The 25,966-nt window shown below is 71.7% G+C and carries 24 protein-coding genes and 1 pseudogene; 15 read left to right on the top strand and 10 right to left on the bottom strand.

The window, feature by feature from the left end:
• Positions 1-308 precede the first annotated feature (308 nt).
• Positions 309-563 carry a DUF5958 family protein gene (locus tag ACIQV3_RS30800; protein ID WP_403717643.1) on the top strand — a complete coding sequence of 85 codons (255 nt, stop codon included), beginning with the start codon at positions 309-311 and terminating at the stop codon, positions 561-563.
• A 92-nt stretch (positions 564-655) separates the two neighbouring features.
• Here the strand turns inward: ACIQV3_RS30800 and rox are convergent, their stop codons facing one another.
• Positions 656-2,134 carry a rifampin monooxygenase gene (gene rox / locus ACIQV3_RS30795; RefSeq protein ID WP_403717640.1) on the bottom strand — a complete coding sequence of 493 codons (1,479 nt, stop codon included), beginning with the start codon at positions 2,132-2,134 and terminating at the stop codon, positions 656-658.
• Positions 2,135-2,323: 189 nt separating this feature from the next.
• Between rox and ACIQV3_RS30790 the strand changes: the two genes are divergently transcribed.
• The 5 genes from ACIQV3_RS30790 (at position 2,324) to ACIQV3_RS30770 (ending at position 7,998) form a co-directional block, all read left to right on the top strand.
• The gene (locus tag ACIQV3_RS30790) at positions 2,324-2,884 is read left to right on the top strand and encodes a DinB family protein (RefSeq protein ID WP_403717638.1); all 561 of its coding nucleotides are present in this window, start codon (positions 2,324-2,326) and stop codon (positions 2,882-2,884) included.
• A 349-nt stretch (positions 2,885-3,233) separates the two neighbouring features.
• Positions 3,234-3,956 (top strand): hypothetical protein, encoded by a 723-nt coding sequence (locus ACIQV3_RS30785; RefSeq protein ID WP_403717635.1) that lies wholly within the window; start codon positions 3,234-3,236, stop codon positions 3,954-3,956.
• Positions 3,957-4,181: 225 nt separating this feature from the next.
• Positions 4,182-5,531: a discoidin domain-containing protein gene (locus ACIQV3_RS30780; protein ID WP_403717633.1), complete on the top strand. Its 1,350-nt coding sequence runs from the start codon at positions 4,182-4,184 to the stop codon at positions 5,529-5,531.
• The gene (locus tag ACIQV3_RS30775) at positions 5,531-6,889 is read left to right on the top strand and encodes an MFS transporter (protein WP_403717631.1); all 1,359 of its coding nucleotides are present in this window, start codon (positions 5,531-5,533) and stop codon (positions 6,887-6,889) included. Before ACIQV3_RS30780 ends, ACIQV3_RS30775 begins: the two co-directional genes overlap by 1 nt.
• Entirely contained in the window at positions 6,886-7,998 is a 1,113-nt protein-coding gene (locus ACIQV3_RS30770) for a TolB family protein (RefSeq protein ID WP_403717629.1), read from the top strand. The genes ACIQV3_RS30775 and ACIQV3_RS30770 overlap by 4 nt, the downstream gene beginning before the upstream one ends.
• On the opposite strand, the gene ACIQV3_RS30765 is transcribed toward ACIQV3_RS30770, so the two are convergent.
• From ACIQV3_RS30765 to ACIQV3_RS30730, 8 genes and pseudogenes are all read right to left on the bottom strand, one after another.
• Complete coding sequence (locus ACIQV3_RS30765; protein ID WP_403717627.1) at positions 7,991-9,268, bottom strand: alpha-L-fucosidase; 1,278 nt, start codon at positions 9,266-9,268, stop codon at positions 7,991-7,993. The genes ACIQV3_RS30770 and ACIQV3_RS30765 overlap by 8 nt on opposite strands.
• 68 nt (positions 9,269-9,336) lie before the next feature.
• The gene (locus tag ACIQV3_RS30760) at positions 9,337-10,314 is read right to left on the bottom strand and encodes a hydroxyacid dehydrogenase (protein WP_403717846.1); all 978 of its coding nucleotides are present in this window, start codon (positions 10,312-10,314) and stop codon (positions 9,337-9,339) included.
• 113 nt (positions 10,315-10,427) lie between these two features.
• Positions 10,428-11,387 carry a carbohydrate ABC transporter permease gene (locus ACIQV3_RS30755; RefSeq protein WP_403717625.1) on the bottom strand — a complete coding sequence of 320 codons (960 nt, stop codon included), beginning with the start codon at positions 11,385-11,387 and terminating at the stop codon, positions 10,428-10,430.
• The gene (locus tag ACIQV3_RS30750) at positions 11,384-12,313 is read right to left on the bottom strand and encodes a carbohydrate ABC transporter permease (RefSeq protein WP_403717623.1); all 930 of its coding nucleotides are present in this window, start codon (positions 12,311-12,313) and stop codon (positions 11,384-11,386) included. Before ACIQV3_RS30750 ends, ACIQV3_RS30755 begins: the two co-directional genes overlap by 4 nt.
• Before the next feature lie 166 nt (positions 12,314-12,479).
• Positions 12,480-13,790 (bottom strand): ABC transporter substrate-binding protein, encoded by a 1,311-nt coding sequence (locus tag ACIQV3_RS30745; protein ID WP_403717620.1) that lies wholly within the window; start codon positions 13,788-13,790, stop codon positions 12,480-12,482.
• A 115-nt stretch (positions 13,791-13,905) separates the two neighbouring features.
• A complete protein-coding gene (locus ACIQV3_RS30740; RefSeq protein WP_403717618.1) occupies positions 13,906-15,066 on the bottom strand; it encodes a substrate-binding domain-containing protein in 1,161 nt (386 codons plus the stop codon).
• A 107-nt stretch (positions 15,067-15,173) separates the two neighbouring features.
• A complete protein-coding gene (locus tag ACIQV3_RS30735; RefSeq protein WP_403717844.1) occupies positions 15,174-15,926 on the bottom strand; it encodes a ribonuclease H in 753 nt (250 codons plus the stop codon).
• A gap of 240 nt (positions 15,927-16,166) precedes the next feature.
• Positions 16,167-16,433: pseudogene (locus ACIQV3_RS30730) on the bottom strand (MMPL family transporter); the annotation flags it as partial.
• Between the two features lie 109 nt (positions 16,434-16,542).
• Between ACIQV3_RS30730 and ACIQV3_RS30725 the strand changes: the two are divergent.
• The 9 genes from ACIQV3_RS30725 (at position 16,543) to ACIQV3_RS30685 (ending at position 23,655) form a co-directional block, all read left to right on the top strand.
• Positions 16,543-17,238: a TetR/AcrR family transcriptional regulator gene (locus ACIQV3_RS30725; protein ID WP_403717616.1), complete on the top strand. Its 696-nt coding sequence runs from the start codon at positions 16,543-16,545 to the stop codon at positions 17,236-17,238.
• Entirely contained in the window at positions 17,235-17,981 is a 747-nt protein-coding gene (locus ACIQV3_RS30720) for a DUF2993 domain-containing protein (protein ID WP_403717614.1), read from the top strand. The genes ACIQV3_RS30725 and ACIQV3_RS30720 overlap by 4 nt, the downstream gene beginning before the upstream one ends.
• Before the next feature lie 114 nt (positions 17,982-18,095).
• Positions 18,096-18,518: a hypothetical protein gene (locus ACIQV3_RS30715; RefSeq protein WP_403717612.1), complete on the top strand. Its 423-nt coding sequence runs from the start codon at positions 18,096-18,098 to the stop codon at positions 18,516-18,518.
• Between the two features lie 107 nt (positions 18,519-18,625).
• The gene (locus tag ACIQV3_RS30710; RefSeq protein ID WP_403717610.1) at positions 18,626-19,045 is read left to right on the top strand and encodes an SgcJ/EcaC family oxidoreductase; all 420 of its coding nucleotides are present in this window, start codon (positions 18,626-18,628) and stop codon (positions 19,043-19,045) included.
• Positions 19,046-19,156: 111 nt separating this feature from the next.
• A complete protein-coding gene (locus ACIQV3_RS30705; protein WP_403717608.1) occupies positions 19,157-20,086 on the top strand; it encodes an ADP-ribosylglycohydrolase family protein in 930 nt (309 codons plus the stop codon).
• Between the two features lie 56 nt (positions 20,087-20,142).
• A complete protein-coding gene (locus ACIQV3_RS30700) occupies positions 20,143-20,910 on the top strand; it encodes a class I SAM-dependent methyltransferase (protein ID WP_403717606.1) in 768 nt (255 codons plus the stop codon).
• A gap of 103 nt (positions 20,911-21,013) precedes the next feature.
• Positions 21,014-21,718, top strand: coding sequence for a VanZ family protein (locus ACIQV3_RS30695; protein ID WP_403717603.1), 705 nt, complete (start codon positions 21,014-21,016; stop codon positions 21,716-21,718).
• Positions 21,719-21,829: 111 nt separating this feature from the next.
• Positions 21,830-22,513: a response regulator transcription factor gene (locus ACIQV3_RS30690; RefSeq protein WP_403717601.1), complete on the top strand. Its 684-nt coding sequence runs from the start codon at positions 21,830-21,832 to the stop codon at positions 22,511-22,513.
• Between the two features lie 107 nt (positions 22,514-22,620).
• Positions 22,621-23,655 carry a sensor histidine kinase gene (locus ACIQV3_RS30685; protein ID WP_403717841.1) on the top strand — a complete coding sequence of 345 codons (1,035 nt, stop codon included), beginning with the start codon at positions 22,621-22,623 and terminating at the stop codon, positions 23,653-23,655.
• Here ACIQV3_RS30685 and ACIQV3_RS30680 read toward each other — a convergent pair.
• Positions 23,652-25,112: a D-alanyl-D-alanine carboxypeptidase family protein gene (locus tag ACIQV3_RS30680; protein ID WP_403717598.1), complete on the bottom strand. Its 1,461-nt coding sequence runs from the start codon at positions 25,110-25,112 to the stop codon at positions 23,652-23,654. The genes ACIQV3_RS30685 and ACIQV3_RS30680 overlap by 4 nt on opposite strands.
• Between the last annotated feature and the right edge of the window lie 854 nt (positions 25,113-25,966).

The raw sequence follows: 25,966 nt of genomic DNA, 5'->3' as shown, positions 1-25,966 counted from the left end.
TCACCACCTCCAGCTCCTGATCAGCCCCCCGATCGTCGATGCCCGGCTCCCCGTCCGGTCTCTCCAGCGTAGACCGTATTCGATAGTCTGTTCGACATGCACGTCAAGGCATTACGCCAGGTGGAGCAGGCACTACAGACCGTTCCCGCCCGTTCCGCTTACCGTTGCGCAAGCTGCTCGCCGCTGCTCGCCGGGGTCGCGGTGGACGGGGCCGGATCACCAGCACCTGCCCGTCGAGGCGGCGAAAAGCGGGTGCCGGGTCATGGGCCGTGCGGGCAGGATGCCCTCATGTCCGATGGGAGGCAGTCGTGATCCAACCCGACGTCACGCTCAACGAGCTCGCCCAAGGGCTGCGCCCGACGCACACACCCGCGGTGCTGATCGTCCGCGGACCGATCCGGCACCAGCTGGCGAAGATCATCGCTCTCACCCCCCTCGACGAACGCCGCAAGGCGTTCCGGCTGTTGGTCGCCCTCCTGGGGATCGCCGACGAACGGCGCCGCGAACGCTTCTGCTCCGGCGGATGCGGCCACTGGTGGCACCAGCTGTCCGCAGCGGAATGAGACGGATCCGGAACCAGCACCGGTAGCGGTCGGCCGGTCGGTCGGTCGGTCGGTCGGGGAGGGGCGACGCGACCGCCGGTCGTCGGGCGTGCTCAGGTGGTGGCGGCGCCGAACCACTTCGGCAGGTGGGCGTCGAGGTCCCGCTGGCCCTCGCCGACCCATGCGACGTGGCCGTCCGGGCGCAACAGCACGGCGGGCACGTCCAGTTCCTCAGTGGTGTCCACGACGTGATCGATCCGGTCGGCCCACCCGGAGACGGAGAGCCGGCCGGTCTGGTCGAGCAGGAGTCCGCGGCCCGTGTGCATCAGCGCGTAGAGACGCCCACGCTTCAGTTCCACGTCCCGCAGCCTGCGGCCGAGCAGTTCGTGGCCCTCGCCGAAGTCGTAGCGGACCCCGACCGCGGTGATCAGCCCCGTCACGTACCGGTTCACCTCCTCGAAGTCCATCAGCTTCGCGAACAGCCCCCGCAGCGCGGTGGGACCCGCGTCGCTGCCCATCAGAGTGATCTGGGCGCGGGTGTTGTCCAGTACGGCGGCGCCCACCGGGTGGCGTTCGGAGTGGTAACTGTCGAGGAGGTCCCGCGGGGCCCAGCCGTTGACCGCGGCCGCGAGCTTCCAGCCGAGGTTGAAGGCGTCCTGCACACCGAGGTTGAGGCCCTGGCCGCCGGTCGGCGGGTGGATGTGCGCCGCGTCGCCGGCCAGCAGGACCCGGCCGACCCGGTAGCGCTCGGCCTGCCGGGTCGCGTCGCCGAAGCGGGACAGCCAGCGCGGCGAGTGCACGCCGAAGTCGGTTCCGCCGAAGGCCCGTAGCTGCTGCTTGAACTCCTCCAGGGTCGGTGCGCTGCGGTCCTCGGACACGCCGTCGGCCGGGACGATGATGCGGCACGCCCCGTCCTCGCCCGCGTGGACGCCGAAGCGGAGCTGGGTCTTGTTGACCTCCGCGACGACCGCGGCGATCGTCTCCGGATCCGCGGTCACCTCCATGTGGCCCAGCAAGGTCTCGACCGTGGCGAGTTCGCCGGGGAAGCCGACGCCGAGCAGTTTGCGCACCGCGCTGCGGCCGCCGTCGCACCCGACGAGGTAGCGCGAGCGCAGCCGTGTGCCGTCCGCCAGCTCGACGGTCACCCCGTCCTCGTCCTGCCTCAGGCCGACGGCTTCGCAGCCGCGCCGGATCTCGGTACCGACTTCGAGGGCGTGCTCGCCGAGCAGTCGCTCGGTGACGGGCTGCGGGATGGCGAGGCCGTACGGGTGCGCCGTGTCCAGCTGGTCCGGCCACGGCTTCATGATGCCGCCGAACAGGCCGCCGACCTGGAACTTCTCGCCGGCCGCGAGGAATCGGTCCAGCAGGCCACGCTGGTCCATCAGCTCCACGCTGCGCGTGTGCAGGCCCTGGCCGCGGGACTCTCCGCTCGGCTCGGCCAGCTTCTCCACCACGACGACGCCGACACCGTGCAGGCGCAACTCGGCAGCCAGCATCAAACCGGTCGGTCCACCGCCGACGACGATCACATCGGTCGTGTTGGTCGCGTCGGTCGTATTGGTCGCGTCTGTCGTGTCGGGTACTTCAGTCATCACGCAGTCACCGTTTCCGCAGGTCTCGCCGTAGGCCAGCGATTCTGCGTCACCACAAGGGCCTTGCCGCAAGCCCCCCGGTGCGCTATAAGTTGAGAGTGGCAAGGAGTGAGGAAACCTCCTTGCCATTCTGCGTTCCGGGAGAAATCGGCTGGCCAGCGGGTTCCCTCGTGGACCAGCATGGAGCGCATGAACGATCAAGGCGAGCGATGGACCCGGTCGACCATCTACCCCGACATGTGGGCGGACCCGGACGACGACCCCCGCAACAGTGGTGAGAACAGCTCCGAGGGCGAGCTCGCGACCCTGCGGGACTTCCTCTCGGACTACCGCCTGACCCTGCGGATGAAGTGCGAGGACCTCGATCCGGAGCAGCTCGCCCGCCGGTCGGTCCCACCGTCGACGATGTCGCTGCTCGGTCTGCTGCGGCACCTCGCCGAGGTGGAACGGGACTGGCAGAACTGGATCACCGACGGCGATCCGCTGCCGAACCTGTACGGCGAGCGCGACGGGGACTTCGACGGAGCCGTCGCCGAGCAGGCCGTGGTCGACGGCGCGTACGCCGATCTGGAGCGCGAGCAGGGTGCGACCGACGCCGCGTTGGCGGCGCATCCGGATCTGGGCGAGCGGCTGGGGAAGGACCGGATCTCGGTGCGCGAGCTGATGGTGCACCGGATCGAGGAGTACGCGCGGCACTGCGGGCACGCCGACCTGCTGCGCGAGTGCGTCGACGGGAGGGTCGGCCAGTGACCGGGGACGGCGGCCGGATCGGGAACGGGCCGGTCACGGACGGGCCCGTCCGGGGCGGCCGGGTCGGGAACGGGCCGCGGGCTGCTGGATAGGCTTTCGCCCCATGAGCGTCATGGGCTGTGGGGACGAGCGCGCCGGGGCGACGGCCCCTCCGCGGTCGCCTTCGGTGCGGTCAACCTGCTCCTGAGCTGCGTGCTGCTCTCGATGGCGATCGGCGTGGTGGTCCACCTGCTCGCTCTGCTCCCTCCGCCCGCCGTACCGATCCTGGCCCTCCTAGCCCTCTGAGGGGTGCTGGCGCAGCCCGTGTGACCATGGCTTCCTTCGTACATCAGCACCTCATGGGGGGACCATGCGCACCCGTACCACCACCGCCCCGGCCGGCCTCGCCGCCCTGCTCGCGGCAGCCCTCTTCCTGTCCGGCTGCTCGGCTTCGCCCGGTGGGAGCAAGCCCGGGAAGGGGGCGGGGACCGGCGCTTCGGCGCCGGCGTCCCCCGCGGCGGTGCCGGGCGGCGGGTACGAAGGGCCGCGGCCGCAGGACCAGAACCTGCTGGCCTGGACCGGGGATCCGAACGACGCGGGGCACGTCACCGCCCAGTCCGCGGCCGGGGTCGGCGGACGGGTCACCCTGGTCCGGATGGTGCTGCGCGAGCAGCTCACCTGGTCCAACATCTGGCTGGGGCTGGCCGGCATCGACCCGAACGCCCGGCTGTCCGACTGCTACCTCGGTGTGTACGACGCCCGGGGCACCCTGGTCGCGTCCACCGCCGACATCTCCCCGCAGCTGATGACGGACGCGATAGCCAAGCCGTTCCCCCTCGCCAAGCCGTTCACCGCGCCCCCCGGCACCTACTTCGTCGCCCTGCTCCTCAACGGCGACTGGGCCACGAACGCCCTCACCCTCAAGGCCACGGGCGCCGGGATCTCGGTGAACGCGGGCCTGAACCCGCCGAGCCTGCGCTACAGCACCGTCCTGACCGGTCAGAGCTCGCTCCCGGCCGCGGTGAACCTCGCCGAGCAGTCCACCAGCACGATCAACACCGGCTGGGCCAGCCAGTGGTACGCGATCTCCTGAACCGCCGTGAACGACCCGCTCCGAAGTCTGGTAGGAAAGTTTCCTGTTTGCTAGCATCCCGCTTCGGCGGCTCGGCGCGGTGCCCGTACTCATGGGCATGACGCGCTCAGCGAGAGCTCTGACCCGGCCGCCGTGACCACGCCCGACCCTGCCCGCACCCGGGCAGGGTCACTGGGTCTCGTACCGGTGCCAGCTCTCGCCACCCACCAGGCCAGGGAGTCAGGAATGCGCCTGAACACCCCCAGCACACCCCATGTTTCCGCATCCCCCCGCACGGTCGGCGTGGTCCTCGCCGCCGTACTCCTTCTCGTAGGCGGCCTGTTGCTCGCCTACCCCGAGCGGGCCGGCGCCGCCGCCGACCCGCTCATCTCGCGCGGCAAGACCGCCACCGCTTCCTCCAGCGAGAGTTCGGGCCTCGGCCCGCAGAACGCCTTCGACGGCAGCTCCACCACCCGGTGGGCCAGCGCCGAGGGCAAGGACCCGCAGTGGATCCGCGTCGACCTCGGCGCGAACTCCAACGTCACGCGGGTCGCGCTGCGTTGGGAGACCGCGTACGCCAAGACGTACCGGGTGGAGATCTCCGCCGACGGCGCCACCTGGACCCGGCTCGCCAACGAGACGGCCGGGAACGGCGGCAGCGACGACTGGACCGGCCTGTCCGGCAAGGGCCGCTACCTGCGCGTGTACGGAACCGCCCGCGGCACCGCCTACGGGTACTCCCTGTACGAGGTGGAGGTGTACGGCACCCCCGACGGGGGGACTCCCCCTCCGGGCGGCGCCTTCACGGTGGTCGCCGCCGGTGACATCGCCGCCCAGTGCACCGCCTCGGACAGCTCCTGCGCCCACCCCAAGACGGCGGCGCAGGCCCAGAGGATCAACCCGAAGTTCTATCTGACGATGGGCGACAACCAGTACGACGACGCCCGGATCTCGGACTACCGGAACTACTACGACACCTCCTGGGGCGCGTTCAAGGACAAGACCCGCCCGGTGCCGGGCAACCACGAGACCTACGACCCGGCCGGACCGCTCGCCGGCTACAAGGCCTACTTCGGGGCCGTCGCCTATCCCCAGGGCAAGAGCTACTACAGCTTCGACGAGGGCAACTGGCACTTCATCGCCCTCGACTCCAACTCCTTCGACCAGAAGGCCCAGATCGACTGGCTCAAGGCCGACCTCGCCGCGAACTCCAAGGGCTGCGTCGCCGCTTACTGGCACCACCCGCTGTACTCCTCGGGCGGTCACGGCAACGACCCGGTGAGCAGGCCGGTCTGGAACATCCTCTACGGCGCCAAGGCCGATCTCGTCCTCGGCGGGCACGACCACCACTACGAGCGGTTCGCCCCGCAGGACCCGAACGGGAAGGCCACCGCGGACGGCATCACCGAGATCGTCGGCGGCACGGGCGGCGCCGATCCCTACGACATCGAGGACGTCCAGCCCAACAGCCAGAAGCGGATCAGCGGTACCTACGGGGTCCTCAAGCTGGACTTCACCGACTCCGGCTACAGCTGGAGCTACGTCGCCACCGACGGGACCGTCAAGGACACCAGCCCGAAGTACACCTGCCACTGATGTACCTGGCCACCACGGGCCGCCGGGCCGCGCCGGCCCCGCCCCCCACCACGGGGGCGGGGCGGCGCGTCCCCGCCGCCGTCCTGGCGCTCGGTACGGTCAGTCTCGTCACCGATGTCTCCTCCGAGATGGTCAGCGCGGTGCTGCCGCTCTACCTCGTTCTCGGACTCGGCCTCTCCCCCCTCCAATTCGGCTTCCTCGACGGGCTGATGGGAGCAGCCGGCGCGGTCGTACGGCTGCTCGGCGGGCACCTCGCCGACCGCGGCCACCGGCACAAGCACGTCGCGGGGATCGGCTACGCCGTCTCGGCCTGCTCCCGGCTCGGCCTGCTGCTCGCGGGCGGGGCCACCGGCGGGATAGCGGCGGCCCTGGCCGCCGACCGGATCGGCAAGGGCATCCGTACGGCGCCCCGCGACGCCCTGATCACCCTCAGCAGCCCTCCCGAGGAGCTCGGCCGGTCCTTCGGCGTGCACCGGGCCATGGACACGACCGGCGCCCTGCTCGGCCCGCTCGCCGCCTTCGCCCTGCTCTGGGCGACCGCCGGTGCGTACGACGCGGTGTTCGTCGCCAGTTTCTGCGCCGGTCTGCTCGGCGTGCTGATCCTGGTCCTCCACGTTCCCGGCCACCACCGCCCGGCCGCGCCGGTCTCACCGGCCTCCCCGCCCGGCCCGGCTCCGGCCCGGGGCAAGGCCTTCGAGGCGCTGCGCGACCCCGCCTTCCGGCGGATCCTGTGGGCCGCCGCCCTGCTCGGCGGCGCCACCATCGGCGACGCCTTCGTTTACCTCCTGCTCCAGCGCCGACTGGGCCTGGACCCCCGCTGGTTCCCGCTGCTGCCGCTCGGCGCGGCCGCGGGCTATCTGCTCCTGGCCGTGCCGGTGGGCCGGATCGCCGACCGGGTCGGGCGCCGGCTGCCGTTCCTGTACGGACACCTCGCCCTGCTCGGTGCCTACCTCGTCCTGCTCGCCCCGGCCAGCGGGTCGGCCCCGCTGCTCCTCGTGGCCGTCCTCGCCCTGCTCGGGGTGTTCTACGCGGCCACCGACGGGGTGCTGATGGCCCTCGCCGGGCCGGCGCTGCCCGCCGGGGGCCGGGCGGGCGGGCTCGCCGTGCTCCAGACCGGCCAGGCCCTGGCCCGGATGCTCGCCGCGGCGGGCTTCGGCGCCGCGTGGACGGTGTGGGGGCCGCGCCCCGCGCTGTGGGGGGCCGCGGCGGTACTGCTCGCCGCGCTGGCGGGCGGCCGGGCGCTGCTGCCGCGCGACCCGGGAGCCCCGGTTCCCCGGGGAGCCCCCGGGGACACGGCCGCCCTGGCAGCCCCCGCGGAACCGGCAGGATCCCCCACCAGTGAGCGGAGCACCTCATGACCACACAGCTCACCGAGCCGGCGGCTCCCGCACGCCGGCTCGGCGCCCGGGCCCGTACCGCCGTCACGGTCGCCGCAGTCGTCCTCCTCGCGGGCTCCACCGCCGGGTACGCCCTGCACGCGGGGAACCGGCCGGCCGGCCAACAGGCCGTCGGCAACGCCTCATTCGCCCTCGCGGGTCCCGCCCTGTACTTCCGGGACGCCGCCACGGGCCGGGTGGCGCACCAGCCCCTCACCGCGACGTCGGGCGGCGCCGAGCGCACCGCGGGCGGCCCCGTCTGCGACCGGTTCCACGCCGCCGGGGGCACCGCCCTGTGTCTGCGCGCCGAGCCGGGGGTGCTCCCGAAGACGTACGCCGTCGTCCTGGACCGGCAACTGCGCGAAGTGAGCCGGACGACCGTGCCCGGGGTTCCGACCCGGGCCCGGGTGTCCGCGTCCGGGCAGATGCTCGCCTGGACGGTGTTCGCTACCGGGGACTCGTACTCCACCACCGGCTTCTCCACCCGGACGGCCGTACTCGACCTGCGCACCGGGTACTTGGTGAAGTCCCTGGAGGAGATGCCGCTCACCATGGACGGCGTCCGGTACCACTCCCCCGATGTGAACTACTGGGGCGTGAGCTTCGCCCGGGACGACAGCCGCTTCTACGCCACCGTCTCCACCAAGGGGCGTACGCACCTCGTCGAGGGGAACTTGTCCGACTGGTCGGCGAGGACGCTGCGGGAGAACGTGGAATGCCCGTCGCTGTCGCCCGACAACACCCGGGTCGCCTTCAAGAAGAAGGTGTCCGACGACCCCGCCGCACCCTGGCGGCTGTACGTCCTCGACCTGCGGACGATGACCGAGACCGCGCTCGCCGAGACCCGCGGCGTGGACGACCAGGCGGCCTGGACGGACGACGGGACGGTCGCCTACGCCCTGCCGGGCGCGGACGGTCGCGCGAGCGACGTCTGGACCGTCCCCGCCGACGGCACCGGAGCACCCAGGATGTCCGTCGCGGGCGGGTCGTCGCCGGTGGCGGTGGCCGACGCGGTGTCCGGCGCGGACGGGGCCCTGGCGAGCCGGCAGGCCGACACCGGTTCGGTCCACCAGCGCTGGCAGATCAGCTGACCCCGGGCGGCGGTCCGGTTTCCGGTCCGGTTTCCGGTCCGGCCGCTCTCGCCGAGGCCAGCCGGGCCCCGGTTCCGGTCAGGCGGATCCGCAGTTCCCGCACGGTGAGGGGCTCCACCCGGTGCACGCGCCGGACCCCCACCGTGTGGCCGGAGGCGATGAGCCGGCCGTCCGCCCAGACCTCGTGGGCGTCCACGCGCTGCCCCCGGGTGAGGTCCTCGCGCAGTTCCACGTGGTCCACGCGGACGGGCCGGCCGAAGTCCGCGAGGAGGTCGTTGCCCTCGGCCGTGAGGGTGGCGGAAACGGGATCGCCGAGGCGCCGCTCCAACTCCGCCGCGAACGCCAGGAGTCGGTCCCGGTCGGCGTCGTCGACCAGACCGCGCCGGTCGGGCGGGACGCCCAAGAGCAGGCCCGCGCCCAGCCCGACGGAGGAGTACCAGATCTCCAGGAGCTCCTCGCGGCTCTTGAGGCTGTCGTGGTTCCCGGGCTGCCAGAACCAGTCGCCCCGGATGGGGACGTCGCATTCGGGCGGCAGGTAGGCGGCGGAGTCGAGCTCGGCGCGCCCGTCGTCGTACAGGCTGATGCCCGTGGAGTGCGTGACGTAGCGGCAGGGGTCGGCCGCGAGCCCCTCCTCGTTGCCGACCCAGCGGATCGTGGGGCGGCCCATGTTGAAGACCATGGCGTCCGGCTGGTGCCGGTCGATCACGGCCATGACCGCGTCCCAGTCGTACGTACGCCCCTCGGAGCCGGCGCCGTCGAACCAGAGTTCGCACAACGGGCCGTAGCGGGTGCAGAGTTCGGTGAGCTGGCGGAGGTAGAAGGAGTCGTAGTCGGCGGGCTGCCCGTAGCAGTCCGCGTTGCGGTCCCAGGGCGCGAGGTACAGCCCGAGACCGAGGCCCGCCTCCCCGCAGGCCTCGGCCAGTTCGGCGACCACGTCGCCCGCTCCGTCCTTCCAGGGTGAGGAGGCCACGGAGTAGGCGGTGGTGTCGGTCGGCCAGAGACAGAAGCCGTCGTGGTGCTTGGCGGTCAGCACGACGTACTTCGCTCCGGCCTCGGCGGCGGTACGCACCCACTGGCGCGCGTCGAGCCGCGCCGGCCGGAAGGTGGCCGGGTCCAGGGTCCCGTCGCCCCACTCGACGCCGTTGAAGGTGTTGATGCCGAAGTGCAGGAAGATCCCGAATCCGGCCTCCTGCCACGCGAGTTGTCCCGGCGTGGGCACCAGGGGCGTCTCGGTGCGGCCGGCGAGGGGTGCTGAGGGACCGAGCGTCATGGTGGGCTTTCGTGGTTCGGCGGCAGGGGCGAGGGCCGCGGAGGCGAGGGCCGCGGAGGCGGGGGCGCTCAGGCCGAGTGGGCCAGGCTCGCCGGGTGGACGGCGTAGGCGAAGGGCATTCCTCGGGCGTACCGCTCCAACTCCTCGGCCGCGCAGGCCACGAGCCGTCCGAGCTCGTTGCCGAGGGATCCGGCGATGTGCGGAGTGAGCAGCACGTTCGGCAGGTCGTAGAGCGGTGACGCGGCCGGCAGGACGTCGGGGTGGGTGACGTCGAGGACGGCGTGCAGCCGGCCGGAGACCAGCTCCGCGGTGAGCGCCCCGGTGTCGACGAGCGTTCCGCGAGCGGTGTTGACGAGGGTCGCGCCGTCGCGCATGAGGGCGAGGCGGCGGGCGTCGACGAGGTGGCGGGTCTCGGCGGTCTCGGGCGCGTGCACGGTCACCACGTCGCTGCGGCCCATCAGTTCGTCGAGGTCGACGGGCTCGACCCCCAGGGCCCTGGCTTCGTCCCCGTCCAGGTACGGGTCGTGGACCAGTACGTGGGCGTCGTAGGAGTGCAGCATCTCGATGACCCTGCGGCCGATGCGCGAGGCGCCGATGATGCCGACGGTCCTGCCGTAGTTGCCGATCCCGGGGTACAGGGTGAGCGGGTTGAGCTGCGTGCGGGCCTCCCGGTAGGCCCGGGCGGTGGTGAGGACGCGCTTGTTGGCGAAGACGATCGCGGCGACGGTGAACTCGGCGACGGGCCGGGCGTTGGCCTCGGCGGCGCTGGTGACGGTCAGCCCGCGCCGCCAGGCCGCGTCCGTCATCAGCCCCTTCACGGTTCCGGCGGTGTGCACCACCGCGCGCAGGGACGAGAGGAGTTCGAGGGCCTGCTCGGTGAGGGGCGGGCAGCCCCAGCCGGTGAGCAGGACCTCCGCTTCGCGCAGCCGCGCGGGATCGGCGGAGGCGAAGTCGGTCACCAGGTGCGCGGGGTCCAGGAGCGCGGTGGCGGCGAGCCGGGTGAGGGCGGGCGCGTCGAGCAGGGCCGCCTTCGTCTCCGGGCTCATGACGAGGAGGGTGCGGGGCTTGCGGGGCCCGCCGGGTGCGTGGTTCGGGTCGGGATTGCCGGCCGGGTCGAGGCCGCGGGCCGGATCGGGGTCGCGGGCCGAATCGAGGTTCGTCACTTGACCGCTCCCGCCGAGAGTCCGGAGCGCCAGAACCGCTGCAGTCCGACGAAGGCGAGGGCGAGCGGGACCACGGCCACCAGAGATCCGGTGATCGCCAGGGAATAGAACTCCGGTCGCTCGAGAACGACTTGGTTCCAGCTGTAGATGCCGAGCACCGCCGGATACAGGTTCTGGTCGTTGAGCATGACCAGCGGACCGAAGAAGTTGTTCCAACTCCCGGTGAAGGAGAAGAGGAAGAGGGTGACGAAGCCCGGCATCAGCATCGGCAGGGAGATCGACCGAAAGACGCGCAGCTCGCTCGCTCCGTCGATGCGGGCGGCTTCGAGGACCTCACCGGGGACGTAGCCCTCGGAGAAGACCCGGGCCAGGTACACGCCGAAGGGGTTCACGAGCGCCGGGATGAGGACCGACCAGTAGGTGTTGACGATCCCGACCTCGGAGGCGAGGAGGTACTGCGGGAGGCTGATGATGACGGTGGGCACGAGCGTGCCCGTCAGGACCAGGCCGAAGAGCGCGCCCTTGCCGCGGAACTCGTACTTGTCGAAGCAGTAGCCGGCGGCGACGCTGATCAGCGAGGACGCCAGTGAGCCGACGACGGAGTAGAGAAGGCTGTTGAGCATCCAGCGGCCGAAGATGCCGTCGCCATACGTGAAGACGGCCCGGAGATTGTCGAAGAAGTGGAAATCTCCGAAGGCGAAGCCTGCCGTCCCGAAGAGGTCGGCATGGCTCTTGGTGGCGGCGATCAGCAGCCAGGTCAGCGGCATCAGGGTGTAGAGGACCGCCATCAAGAGCACGGCATTGACCGCGGCCTTGGAGGCCAGGGCGCCGGTCCGGCGCCGCCTCCCGGCCGGCTTCCGTTCGGCCTGCCGGGCGGCCGGGGCTCCGGGTGCGGGCGCCGGCGCGCCGCCGGGCGCGGTCTCGGCCCGGGCCGAGGGGGCGGTCTGGGTGCTCATGCCGAGTCACCTCGCTTTCCGATCCGGGTGACGACGTAGGAGAGGGTGCCGGCGACGAGGGCCACGATGAGCGAGGCGGAGGAGGCGAGGCCGTAGTCGTGCCGTTCGAAGGCCGCCTTGTAGATGAACATCATCGGGGACCAGTCCGAGCCCATCGAGCCGGCCCGCTTCGAGAGGAGCATCGGCTCGCCGAAGATCTGGACCACGCCGACACAGGTGAACAGGAGGGTGAGGAAGACGGCGGAGCGGATCATCGGCAGTTTGATCCGCAGGGCTATGCGCAGTTCACCCGCGCCGTCCATGACGCCCGCTTCGATGACCTCGCGGGGCACGGCCTGGAGCGCGGCGAAGAAAATGATCATGTTGTAGCCGATCCACTGCCAGGCCGCGACGTTCACCAGCGAGGGCAGGACGCTGCCCGGGGCGAAGAAGTCCCAGTGGCCGCCCGCCGCTTCGATCCAGTCCAGGACCGGGCTCAGGCCGGGGGTGTAGAGGTAGATCCAGACGATGGCCGCGATCAGTCCGGGCACGGCGTGCGGCATGAAGACGGCGAACTGTACGAGGCGCTTGGCCCTGGCCGCGGCCGAGTCGACGAGCAGGGCCAGGGCGAGCGCCGAGCCGATCATCACGGGGATGTAGACGGCGCAGTACGCGGCCACGTGCAGGAAGGAGGAGGTGAAGCCGTGGTCACCGAACGCCTTGGTGTAGTTCCCGAGCCCGCTGAAGACCCGTTCGGTGCCGCCGAATCCGAGACCGGAGGACTGCTCGGTGAAGAAGCTCATCCAGAGCGCGTACGCGACGGGCAGGATCAGGACCGCGGTGAAGAGCAGGAAGAACGGGCCGAGGAAGACCAGCACCGCCCTGCCCTGGCCTGGCCGGCCCCCGGGCGCGGTGCCGCGCGCTGAACGAGTGAGGGGTGCTGCCACCGGATCTCCTTGGTGGGTGCGCTACGGAGGAACGGACGGGAAGGGGATTCGGAAGGGGCTTCGGAAGGGGCTGCGGAAAGGGGCTGCGGAAAGGGCTCCGGAAGGAGACGGGGCGGGGCGCGCGGGGCCCGGGCGCCGGGAAGGCTTCGGGCCCCGCCGCGGCGCCCTACTTCACGAGGTTGAGCCCCCGGCCCTTGATGGCCTCCTCGGCGGCCTTCTGACCGGCCGCGAGTCCGTCGTTCAGGGTGCTCTTGAGGGCGGCGTCCTGGATGGCGGTGTTGGTGGCCGTCTGCACCGGGCCCCAGACCCATCCCGGGACGATGGTGTCGACCTGCGCTCCGGAGATCTCGTAGACCTTGTCGCCACCGAAGAAGCCCTTGTCGTCGAAGGACGCGGCGGCGATCGGACGGAGCTCGGGGCTGGCCGGCAGGCTGCTGCTCGGCGCCTTCAGGCTGCTGAGGCGGGCCTTGACGCCTTCGGGGCTGGTCGCCGCCCACGTGGCGAACTCCGCCGCTTCCTTGACGTGCTTGCTGCCCTTGGTGACGGCGTAGCTGGTGCCGCCGAACATGCCGGTGGCCGGGGTGCCCCAGTGCGGTAGCGGGGCGACGCCCCACTTGCCCGAGTCCTTGGCCAGAGTCGTCATCGTGCCGCCCGCGCTCCACGAGGCGCCGATGAAGCTGGCCATGACCCCGTCGGCCTTGGCCTTCGCGAACTCCGGGCCGTTGATCTTCAGGTTCATCACCAGGTCGTCCTTGACCAGGCCCTGCCAGTACGAGGCCACCTTCTGCGAGGGGGCGTCGTTGATGCCGACCTTCCAACCGTCGCCCTCGGTGCCGTACCACTTGGCACCGGCCTGCCAGGAGAGCGCCGCGAGCAGGGGCGCGTCGTCGTTGCCCCAGCCGCCGATGCGCACGTTCTTGTCGGAGGCCTTGATCTTCTCGGCGGCCGCCTTGTACTCGTCCCAGGTCTTGGGGACTTCGACGCCCGCGTTCTTGAAGAGGTCCTTGCGGTAGTAGAGGAGGTTGGGCGTGGCGTCGTACGGCACGGCCCAGGTCTTGCCGCCGAGGGTCACCCGGTCCTGGATGCCCTGGGGGAACTTCGCCTTCACGGTGGCGCCGGCCGGGGTGGTGATGTCCGCCAGATATCCCTGGCTGACGAACTCCGGGAGGGTCGGGTATTCGATGCCCGCGACGTCGGGAGCGTTCCCGGCCTTGATCGCGTTGCTGATCTTGGCGTACCCGTCCGGTCCGCCGGTGATGGCCGAGAAGGTGACCTTGATGTTCGGGTGGGACGCGTTGAACGCGTCCACCACCTGCTGGGCACCGCCGGTCCAGCCCCAGTAGGTCAGGTTGACCGGCTCTTTGGGGGCGGCGTCGGCCTTGGGCGCGGCGCCCTCGCTCCCACCGCAGGCAGTGGCGAACAGGGCCAGCGAGAAGGCGGCGAGGGCGGCGCGGGAGGTACGGGAAGTGAGCTTCACTGCTCTGCTCCTCAGGTGCGAGCCGTCGATGCGGCGAGGTGATGCACATCATTCGGCCAGAGGAGAAGCGAGTCAATAGAAAAGGAAAGCTTGAGAAAGAAAAACGAAGTAACGGTTAGGCCTCGCTCGAAGCGCGCACCCTGAGCTCCGGAAGGATGGCGATCCGCCGTCGGGGCCGACCCGGCTCGCGCAGCCTTCGTACGAGCAACTCCACCCCCGTGACCCCGACTTCGTGCTTCGAAGGCGCCACCGCACTCAGCGGCAGGTCCGCCAGGGAGGCCACCTCGTCGTCGTACGAGACCAGCGCGACATCGCCCGGCACGGACAGCGAGGCGCCGCGCAGCCGCTGCATCAGCACCATGGCCTCGTGGTCGGGATGGACCAGGGCGGCATCGACGCGACCCTCCCGCACCGCTTCCACGAAGGCCGCCATCACCTCTTCGTAGGCGGCCTCGCCCGCACCGTACTCCGCGAGGTCGAGGAAGAGCGCGTGCCCGGCGGCGTCGGGGCCCGCCTCGGCCATCGCCGCGTCGTAACCCTCCTTGATCCCCGGTGCGGTGGGGGTCCCGCCGCGCATCACGAGGGCGATCCTGCGGCGCCCCGTGTCCAGGAGGTGGCGCACCGCCAGCCTGGCTCCGTACCCGTGGTCCGTGCCGACGTGCTCGGCGGCGGAGGCCTGCTGTTCGGGGCGGCGCTCGATCAGGACGACGGGCACGCCGAGCTCCTCGTACCACTGGCCGCCCGGTTTGCCGTCGCCGGCGGAGGGCGCGAGCAGCAGCCCGTCTACGCCGTCCGCGACCATCCGCGCGGCCTGTGTCTTCTCGGTGTCCACGTCGTACGTGGACACGGCGAGGGTCAGCCGCACCCCGAGGGCGTCCGCCGCTTCCCGGGCACCCTTGATCACCTCGGGGTAGTAGTAGGCGGACGAGGGCACGATCAGCCCGAGGACCAGCGACCGGCCGGCTCCGGCTGCGGCCCCGGCTCCCTGAGCGGCTCCGGGAGCGGCCGAGCCGGCGCGGGCCGCCGCCGGCGCGGCGGTCACGGGGGCGGTCTCCGCCCAGTCCTCGGGCAGCATCGCGCCGCCGTGCACCCGCGCCAGCAGGCCTCGCTCCGCCAGGACTTCTACGTCCTTGCGCACCGTCACCACGGACACGCCGAGCTCCGCCGCGAAATCCGTGACGCGCATCGATCCCGCTTCGCGGACCCGTCGCAGGATCGCCTGCTGTCGTTCCTCTGCGTGCACGGTGGAGCTCCCCTCGACTGCGTCCCTGGTCATGGTCAGGGTAGCGCGCGCAAGCGAAAACTTCCGTTTCCTTTCGAACGAAAGGATTGCACAGTGGCCACGATCACCGGGACCCTGGCCGGCTGACCCGGCCGGTGACGCTATCCGGCGTCCGTGTCGCCGGCGCCACCGCAGTCGGGGTGGCCCCAGCGCGAGCCGAGCTTGCTGATCTTCTCCCCCGCCCCGTACTGCTTCCCGCACGGACAAGTGCCGGGGAACTTGGCCTTGATGGTCACCCCGCCCCGGCCTGCCGTACCGGCCCTGGCGCCCGTCGCACCCGTGCCCGCCGCGGCTGTTCCGCTCGTACGGCGGGCGGAGGCGCTGCGGGTCGAGGTGCTGCGGGCCGGGGTGCTGCGGGCCGGCGCCGGAACGGGCATGGACGCGTGCCCCAGCGCGGTACCGGCCGGCTCCTGGCTCACGGCCGCGTCGCTGGCCGCCTGGTCGGCGATGGCGTTCAGGTGGTCACCGTCCTCGCGGTGCGCGGGGACGTAGCGGAACTCCACGTCCCGGTCGGTCAGCAGGGCGTCGATGCTCTCGACGAGCTCGCGGTTGGCCACCGGCTTGCCCGCGGCGTTCTTCCAGCCGTTGCGCTTCCAGTTCGGGAGCCACTGGGTCACGGCCTTCATGGCGTACTGGGAGTCCATCCGCACCTGCACGGCCGTGCCGGGGGCCAGGGCCTCCAGCAGCCGCTGCAGAGCGGTGAGTTCACCCACGTTGTTGGTGGCCCGGCCGAGCGGCCCGGCCTCCCAGCGCTCGGGGTGCCCGTGGACGTCGGCGATGACCCAGGCCCAGGCGGCCGGCCCGGGATTTCCCTTGGCCGCCCCGTCGCAGGCGGCGATGATGCGATCAGACATCCCCCGATCATGCCTCACCGCGACCGCTGCCCGTGCCCACGGCCGCGGCGGCCGGTCCGGCTGCGGCTCCGGCCGCCGGTCAGGCTCCGGCCGCCGGTCAGGCTCCGATCCCGGCCCCCGCCCCCGCTCCGGCCCGTGCCGCGCCCGGCTCCTGCGACGCGTCCGGCCGTTCCCCGTCGTCCGGCCGCGGCAGCAGCCGGTCCAGGAAGGGCGGCAGCCACCGGTTGGCGCCCGGCCCATCAGGAACATCGCCGACGGGACCAGCACCAGCCGCACCACGGTGGCGTCCAGGATCACGCTGACCGCCAGGCCCACCGCGAGCATCTTCACCACAACCGTGGGCGAAGCCGCGAAGGACAGGAAGACCGCGGTCATGATGAGCGCCGCACTGGAGATGACCCGGCCGGTGGCCGCCAGGCCCGTACCGACGGCGAGGGTGTTGTCGCCGGTGCGGTGCCAGGAACCGGCGATGGCGGAGAGCAGGAAGATCTCGTAGTCCATCGACAGGCCGAAGACGTGTCAGGACTGACACGAAACACCTTGGCAGAAAATGGCATGACTGACAATTGTCAGTCCTGCCGATTGACGGGGGTGACGCCATCGCTAGGCTTCGACGGTGAACCACGATCCGGCCGCGCCCGTCTCCGCGCCCCCGCCCGACTTCGAGCCGGAGGCGGCTCCGTCCGAGCACGGCCGCGAGCACGGCCTGCGCGAGCGGAAGAAGGAGCGGACGCGCACCCTGCTGCGCGAGGGCGCCGCCGCACTGTTCGCCGAGCACGGTTTCGCGGGCACCACGGTCGCGGACATCGCCGCCTGCGCGAACGTCTCCGAGCGGACCTTCTTCCGCTACTTCGACAGCAAGGAAGCGCTGCTCCTGCCCGACAGCGTCGACCTGTTCGCGTACGTCGAGGCCGAGCTGGCCCGGCGCCCGCCGCACGAGGACCCGCTCGACGCGGTCTGCAACGCCCTGATCTCCGCGGTGGCCCCGTTCGCCGCGTCCAGCCTCACCGCCCTGACCCACTCCGTGGCCATCGCGGGTGACGAGCGCGTGGTGGCCGCCCAACTCGTGCAGCTCTTCGCCGAATTCGAGAACCGGCTCACGCTCATCGTGCTGAACCGGCTCCCCGCCGACACCCCCGAGGCCGATCTGCGGGCGGGGGTGATCGCGGGCGCCGCCCTGTCCGCCGTCCGCGCCGTCCTGCGCACCCAGCGCCGGCGCCGCGCGAACGGCACCCTCACCGACACCCCGCCCTCCGCCCTCCTGCTGGAGGCCTTCGGAATGCTGAAGCAGATCGGATCCGCCGCACCATGAAGCTCCGACGCACCCCCGTCCTCGTCGCCGTGGGCATGACCACCGCCCTGATCGGCACCTTCGTCGCCGACCTCGCGGTCGAGCACACCGCCCAGGACCGCATCGCACGGGCGGCGGGCTGCCGCCTCCAGGCCCGCGGACCCGTCACCGCGGAACTCTCCGGCGCCTTCGCCGGACTCCGCGCGCTGACCGGCCAGGTGGGCTCCGTACACCTGGCGGCCGAGGACGTACGACGCGCCGGCGTGGACATGGACGTGGACGTCAAGGCCGACCTGTACGACGTCACGCGCGACGGCGGCATGAGCGGCGGCCGGGCGACGGTCACCATCCCTTACGAAGCCCTGCAGAAGCGCCTGGCCGACTCGGGGGAAGCCGCCGCGGGCGTCGAGGGCCTGAAGGTGGGCGGCGACGCGAAGGGCCTCACCCTCACCGGGATCGTGGGCGGCCTGGGCCTCCCCGTCACGGTGCACGCGAGCACCAGCACCACGGCGAGCGGTCTCACGATCACCCCGGACACGGTCACCGTACTGGGCCGCGAACTGCCGATAGCCACCGTGAGCGGGCTGCCCGGAGCGGGCGGCCTGGCCGAGCGGCTCGCGCCCCGGACCGTGGAGGTCGGCGATCTGCCCGAAGGGGTCAGCTTCACCGGCGCCCGGACCACCGGCACCGGCCTCACCCTGGACGCCACCCTCGCGAAGTCCTTCACACCGGACGCCGCCGGAAGCAGCTGCAAGTCGGCGTAGCCAACCCCACCATTTCCGCTTAGCAAACGCCGCTATGTGCCCATTCTCCCTAGACGACCCCCGCATACTTAAACAGAATTGACTTTACGAATTCTTTAACTTTACCCTCCAGTCATGCGCAAATCCTCCGCCACCACTCACTCCGCCCTCGCCCTGGCCGGCCTGGCGCTCGCCGCCGCCGGCTGCTCCGCCGCCACGACCGACAAGGCCGTGGAGCAGGTCGACAAGGCGGTGAACGAGACCTATGAGGTCACCTACGAGGTCACCGGCAAGACCGTCGACTCCGTCTCCTTCCACGACGGAGGCGGCACGGCCACCGCGCCGAACCTCGTGACCGTCGAGCAGCCCGGCGCCACGTGGACGAAGACGGTCACGCTGCGCGGCATCATGCCCCCGGCGGTCTCCCCCAGCTCGGTCGACAACACCGCCGACCTCATCTGCAAGGTCATCTACAAGGGCAAGGTCATCAAGGAGGCCACGGGCGAGGCCGCCATGGCCGGCGGCTGCGTGGCCGTGTCTCCGATCACCAGCCCGTAGGGGATCCGCAGACGATCCGTAGGCGATGCGTAGGCGATGCGTGATCCGGCCACCGGGGCACTTCGTACCGCAACACGCTTGACCTCAACCGCCCTTGAGGTGTGACCATGATCCTCATGACCACGGAATCACCGTCCCGCGCGGCGGACATCGAAGCGATCGGCCGGCTCGTCGCCACCGTCGAGCACTCCCAGCGGACCAAGGACCCCGAGGAGTTCCTCGGCCTCTTCCACCCCGACGCGATCTGGACGACGGCACACGGCAAGGTGCTCATCGGTCTGGACGCGATCTCCGAGTTCACACGCAAGGTCCTGCCGGCGGCGAACTGGGACGGCCAGGTCACCTACGAGGTGGTCCACGTGCTCTTCATCCGCCCCGACGTCGCGGCCGTCAAGGTCCGCCAGCGCTACCTCTCCCCGGGCGAGGAGAGCGAGGGCGCCCCCCTGTACGTCATCTCGAAGCAGCCGGACGACCGCTGGCTGCTGACCGCCTGCCAGAACACCGGGGTGATCGTCGAAGGGCCCTGAGACGGGCCCCGCCCGAGACGGGCCCCGAGGGGACGCGCCTTAATCGGCTCGCGCACGGCGGTGGCGGACGGCGAGGATGGCCCGGCCAGTCCGACGTTCGAAGGACCTCCGATGAACAGCCCGCCGTACGCCCGTTCCGCCCGCGCCTCCCTGGACGGGCTGGTGACCGGCGATGCCTTCGGCGACAGCTGGTTCACGCTCTCCGGCGATAACGTCGAGGAGCAGTGGGCGGCCCGCACGCTCCGGCCCACCCCGTGGCGGTGGACGGACGACTCTGCCATGGCGTTCGTCCTCTTCGCCCATCTCACGGTTCACGGGGAGGTCCGGCCCGGCGCTCTGGCGCGTGAGTTCGCCGCCGAGTACGCCCGGGATTCGGGGCGCAAGTACGGAGCGTCCATGCACGAGGTGCTGGAACGGATCGGCGCGGGCGAGGACTGGCGGAGTGTCACCACCGGGCAGTTCGACGGCCAGGGTTCCTACGGCAACGGCGCCGCGATGCGGGTCGCGCCGCTCGGGGCCTGGTTCGGGGGCGATCCGGAGGAGGCCGCCGGCCAGGCCCGGCTGTCCGCGACGGCCACGCACGCCCACCCCGAGGCGGTCGCGGGAGCCGTCGCCGTGGCGGTGGCCGCCGCGCTGGCGGCGGCGAGCACGGGCCACGACGCCCCGGTCCGCGCGGAGTTCCTCCGGGAGGTCGCCGGGTACGTGCCGGACAGCGAGGTCGGCTCCGGGCTGCGGGTGGCCGCGGACCTCCCCGCCGGTACGCCGGTGGGCCGTGCCGCGTCCGTCCTGGGCTCGGGATGGCGGATCTCGGCCCCCGACACCGTGCCGTTCGCCCTGTGGTCCGCCGCGGGGCACTTGGACGACCTGCCGGAAGCCTTGTGGCAGACCGTCGGCGGCTGGGGCGACCGCGACACCACGTGCGCGATCGCGGGCGGGGTCGTCGCGGCGCGCACCGGCACCGGCGGCGTCCCGGCCTCCTGGCTCGCGGCGCGCGAAGCCGTTCCCGAGTGGAGCGGGTGGACGCCCTGGCCGGCTCCATGACCCCCTATCCCCTATCCCCCTATCCCCGTAGATCATGTGACTACTAGGCTGCGGCGATGGAGCGTGATCAGCATCTAGGTCAGGATCAGGGCCAGGACCGGGGCCAGGGCCGGGCGAACCATTACGACGGCTTCGCCGAGGCGTACGCGGCGGAGAACGAGAGCAGCCTCGTGAACGCCTTCTACGAGCGGCCCGCGATGCTGGCCCTCGCGGCGGACGTGGCCGGCCGCCGGATCCTGGACGCGGGGTGTGGCTCCGGCCCCCTCACCGCTGCCCTGCGCGATCGCGGTGCGGTCGTCACCGGCGTCGACTCCAGCGCCGGCATGCTGGCGCTGGCCAGGCGGCGGCTCGGTGACGACGCTGCCCTGCACCTGGTCGACCTGCGTGACCGCCTGCCGTTCGCCGACGGCGCCTTCGACGACGTGGTCGCGTCGCTGGTGCTGCACTACCTGGAGGACTGGGGCCCGACGCTGGCCGAGTTGCGGCGCGTCCTCAGGCCCGGCGGTCGTCTGATCGCGTCCGTGGACCACCCCTTCGTGGCCTACACGATCCAGGAGCCCCGCCCCGACTACTTCGCGGCCGGCAGCTACTCCTTCGACTGGACCTTCAACGGGACGTCCGTCCCGATGACGTTCTGGCGCAAGTCCCTGCACGCGATGACCGAGGCCTTCACCGCCGCCGGGTTCCGGCTCTCCGTCATCAGCGAACCGCAGCCGGACCCGGCTGCCCGTGAGCTGTTCCCCGACGGCTTCCACGACCTCGCGAGCACGCCCTGTTTCCTGTTCTTCGTCCTCGAGGTACCGCCGTCGGCCGCGGTGCGCTGATGCAGGGATCGCGTGCTCGCGCGTATCGCACGGATCGCGCGTATCGCCGACGTATCGAAAATCGCATACGCCCTCGCAACGGCCCACCGAGTCCCCTGAGAACATGAACCACAACGCATCCCCGCCGCCAACGCCCCGCCGCACGCGCCGGGTCGTGCTCCTCGGCCTGGCGGCCCTCGGCGTGGCGAGCGTCCTGTACGCCGCTCGGGGGATGCTCCTGATGGCTGCTCCGAGGTGCATGGCCGGGCAGTGGCACGGGTGCTTCGACACGTTCAACGGCGTGGTGCTCATGACCCTCGTCGCCGTGCCGCCGGCCCTGCTGGTGGTGTGGGCCCTGGCGCGCCGTCGGCGTGCCGCGGGCATCGCATCGGCGTGGCGGATCTCGCTGGCCGAGGTCGGCATGGTGCTCGGGACGCTGCCGTTCGTGTGGATGACCATGATGCCGGGGTCCGGGGCCGGGGTCGTCCCCGGCCGGTTCAGCCTGGTACCGCTGCGGGACCTGGTCACGATGGGGCCGCTCGGGATCGGCGGCAACCTGCTGGTCTTCGCTTCGCTGGGGTTCTTCGCCCCGATGCGGTGGGCGGCACTGGCCTCCGTGCCGAGGGTGCTGGCCCTCGGGGCGGGCTGCTCGGTCCTGATCGAAGTGGCGCAGTACGTCCTGCGACTGGACCGGGTCTCCTCCGTGGACGACGTCCTGGTCAACGCCACCGGCGCGGCCCTGGCCGCGCTCGCGTCGCGCCGCTGGTGGCGCACCGCCGCACCGGCGCCGTCGGACCGGCCCGAGCCCGTCCTGACTCCGGCGGGCTGACACCCGTACCCGATGCGCGCCGCGCGTACGACGCAGACGACGCGTACGCATACGCATACGCATACGCATACGCATACGACGGCGATATGTCCCGGTGTCTAGGCTTCGGGCATGCGCGTACTGATCGTCGAGGACGAGCCCTACCTGGCCGAGGCCGTCCGTGACGGCCTGCGGCTGGAAGCTATCGCCGCCGACATCGCCGGCGACGGCGACACCGCCCTGGAGTTGCTGGGCGTCAACTCCTACGACCTCGCGATCCTCGACCGCGATATCCCCGGCCCCTCCGGCGACGAGGTCGCGCGCCGCATCGTGGCCTCCGGCAGCGGCATCCCGATCCTCATGCTCACCGCTGCCGACCGGATCGACGACAAGGCGTCCGGGTTCGGGCTCGGCGCCGACGACTACCTCACCAAGCCGTTCGAGCTGCGGGAGCTGGTCCTGCGGCTGCGGGCGCTCGACCGCAGGCGCGCGTACGCCCGGCCCCCGGTCCGCGAGATCGCGGGCCTACGTCTCGACCCCTTCCGCCGGGAGGTCTTCCGCGACGGACGCTACGTCGCGCTCACCCGCAAGCAGTTCGCCGTGCTGGAGGTCCTCGTGGCCGCCGAGGGCGGGGTCGTCAGCGCCGAAGAACTGCTGGAACGGGCCTGGGACGAGAACGCGGATCCCCTCACCAATGCCGTGCGCATCACCGTCTCGGCCCTGCGCAAACGGCTCGGCGAGCCGTGGATCATCGCCACGGTGCCCGGCGTCGGCTACCGCATCGACACCCGGCCGGAGACCGGGAGCACATCGTGAACGGGGTCGCGCATCGGGTCGTGCACCAGGTCGTACATCGAGTGGCCAAGAGAGCCCCCGGCTGGAGCGTTCGCTCCAAACTCACCCTCAGCTACGCCGGATTCCTCATGGTCGCCGGCCTCCTGCTGCTCGCGGCGGTGTGGCTGTTCCTCCTGCGCTACGTCCCCGACCGCGCGCTCATCGTGTCCGCCGAGGTGCCCGCCAACGGCGTCTTCCCCATCCGGTCAAACCTCCTGCGCGTCTTCGCTCCGAGGGCGGCCGCGGTACTGGCGTTCCTGCTGGTGCTCGGCCTCGTGGGCGGCTGGATCCTCGCCGGGCGGATGCTCGCGCCCCTCACCCGGATCACGGATGCGGCGCGGACGGCCGAAAACCGGTCGCTGTCCCACCGGATCCACATGACGGGCCGCCAGGACGAATTCCGTGAACTCTCCGACGCGTTCGACTCGATGCTCGAACAGCTGGAGTTCCACGTGGCCGAGCAGCAGCGGTTCGCGGCGAACGCCTCCCACGAGCTGCGCACCCCCCTGGCCATCTCCCGGACGCTCCTCGACGTGGCCCGCAAGGACCCGACCCTCGACCGGGGCGAGCTCATCGAACGCCTGCACGTCGTGAACGCGCGGGCGATCGACCTCACCGAGGCCCTCCTGCTGCTCAGCCACGGCGACCGCGCGGACTTCGCGCGCGAGGGCGTCGACCTCTCCCTCCTCGCCGAGGAGGCCGCAGAAACCCTGCTCCCCCTCGCCGAGCAGCGCCGGATCACCCTCGACGTCACCGGCGGGACGGCCCGGACCGAAGGCTCCGCGGAACTCCTGCTGCGGATGGTGACGAACCTCGTCCAGAACGCCGTCGTCCACAACCTCCCCACCGGCGGGACCGTGACGGTCCACACCGAGGAGCACGACGGCACGAGCGTGCTGCGGGTCGAGAACACGGGCCCCCTGATCGCACCGGAACTGGTCCCGACGCTCACCGAACCCTTCCGCCGCGCGACGGAACGCGTACGCACCGACGAGCACGCCGGCGCCGGCCTCGGCCTGGCCATCGTGCACAGCATCGTCCGCGCCCACGCCGGCACCCTCGACCTCGCCCCCCGCCCGGCCGGCGGCCTCGCAGTAACGGTCCGCCTCCCGGGCACGCCCTAGCCGAGGCGGAGGAGTTTCGCGCCGAGGGACGGTTCGGACAGGTCCGTCTGGAGGGCCATGGGGACCGTGGGGGCGCCCGGGCCGGTGCCGATGGTCAGGGTCCCGATCTCGCTGCCGGCCGGCGCGTGCGTGGGGAGGCCGTCGCCGTCGATGGCCAGGCGCAGGTCGAGCCGCTGGCCCGGCACGGCGACGGCGGCCGTGTCGCGGGTGGCCACCACCGGGGTCCGGGTACCGAGCCCGTCGTCCACGTAGCCGACGACCTGGCCCTTCTTGACCGCGCCGGCCGAGGTCAGTGCCGTGCGGACGGCCTCGATGACCTTCTTGCTGTTCTTCTTGACCAGTTTCAGGCTGTTGGCGCCATCGGGGTCGGCGCCGGTGACGTGCTGGTCGAGCATCGTGCCGAGGATCAGCGGGGTCTTGTCGCCCACCGTCTTGTACGCCGCCCACATCAGCGCGCCGCCGGCCGCCGAACTGGAGCCGGTCTTGATGCCACTGACACTGAGTTCGTCGATGAGCAGGTCGCCGTTGTTGTTGATCAGCGGCTCACTCAGGCCGGGGACGGTCGCCTCGGGCAGCCTGACGATCGCCCGGAACGCGTCGGACTTCATGACCTCCTCGGCCAGTTTCAGCTGATCTGCGGCGGTGCTCACGGTCTTGGCGTCGAGCCCGCTCGGGTCGGTGTACGTGGTGGAGGTCATGCCGAGCGCCTTGGCCTCGGCGTTCATCTTCTCCACGAACGCAGCCTCGGAGTCGCTTCCGGTGTCCCAACGGGCTAGTAGGCGGGCGATGTTGTTCCCCGAGGGGATCATCAGCATCTTCAGCAAGTTCTGCTGGGAGAAGCGGGTGCCGGCCGTCAGCCCCGTGATGCGCGATTCGCTCTTAGAGGCGCCCTCCGTGACGGCCTTGGCGTCCACCTCGATCTGCGGGCCAGCCTCGTCCTTCTTCAGCGGGTGGCCCTTGAGGATCACGTAGGCCGTCATGACCTTGGCGACGCTGGCCGTGGGCACGGGCTTCTGCTCCCCGAACGTCCCTACGTCGCCCGCGCCGCCGATCCGTACGGCGGCCTGGCCCTTCTCCGGCCAGGGCACGTCGAAACGGCCGTCGAGGGTGACGGAGGCCGCGGCGCCCCCACTGGTGAGAACGGCGTCGGGGAGCGGCCGCAGTGCCTGTACGACGGCCAGTACGGCGACCAGCAGGAGCAGCGGCGGAACCCAGATCCGGACCCGGCGGGCCACCGTCCGGCCGGGGGTCGCGGGCGGCGGTGAGGTATTGGTGAGGTCCGCGAGCAGATCGAGCGCGGGCAGCGGCTGCTCGGTGGTCCCCTCGGGGATGGAGACGGTCCCCTGCCCGGGGGCGAAGCCCGGGCCCCTTCCCGACGCCGCATCCGTCGCATCCGTCGCCGGAGCGGTGGTGGTCCCCGGGGCAGGAGCGGTGCCCGGAGCCGGGGCCGTCCCCATCACGGAGCCACCACCCGGTGCCCTTGCCGCAGCCGGAACGCCTCCCGGCACCGGAACACCACCCGGAGCCGGAGCGGGGCCGGCGACCGGGGCCCTTCCCCCACTCGGAGCCCGTCCCGGAGCCGGGTTGGCCCCCTGCCCGGGGTCCACCCCCAGTGCCCCTCGCGGAGCCGGAGCCCCTGGCGCCGACGCCCACTTCGGCACCGATGCCGACGCCGAGGGGGCCTCGTCCAGCGGCTTGAGCGCGATGAACTTGCTCGTCTTCTCGGAGTCCGACTCAGGAGGGAGAACAGGACGACCGGCATCGGGACCGCCGCCCGCCACCGCGTCCGACCCCGTATCGGCCCCCGGCCACGAGACGCGCCCCTGGACAGCAGCGTCCCCAGACTCGGGCCCGGCGGCGGACTCAGTCTCAGGAGGGACGGCGAACGCGTGTCCGGCCTCGGCCGCAGGCTCTGCCCCGAGCCCGGCCGCTGATCCGGGAGCAGACACAGTCGCAGCTTCGGCAGAGGCGGGCCCGGACCCGCCCTCAACCGCAGGCCCTGCCCCGAGCCCGGGAGCCGGGGCCGGGGCCGGAGCAGGTCCGGGAGCCGGAGCAGACGCAGCCTCGGCCACAGCCGCAGGCCCAACCCCAAGTGCGGGAGCAGGATCCGGAGCGGGAGCGGGAGCAGATGCAGGCTCGGCCACAGCCGCAGGCCCAACCCCAAGTGCGGCAGCGGGATCCGGAGTCGGAGCGGGAGCAGTCTCAGCTTCGGCAGCAGACGCGGGCACAGCCCTGGCCGCAGGCCCAGGGCCAGGGCCAGGGCCAGCGCCAGGGGCGGGAGCGGAAGCCGACGCAGGTTCGGGTTCGGGTT

The sequence above is a fragment of the Streptomyces sp. NPDC099050 genome, from assembly GCF_044759865.1.
Lineage (GTDB): Bacteria > Actinomycetota > Actinomycetes > Streptomycetales > Streptomycetaceae > Streptomyces.
The sequence above is the reverse complement of the archived record's forward strand: the minus strand, read 5'-3'. Positions and strand labels throughout refer to the sequence as shown.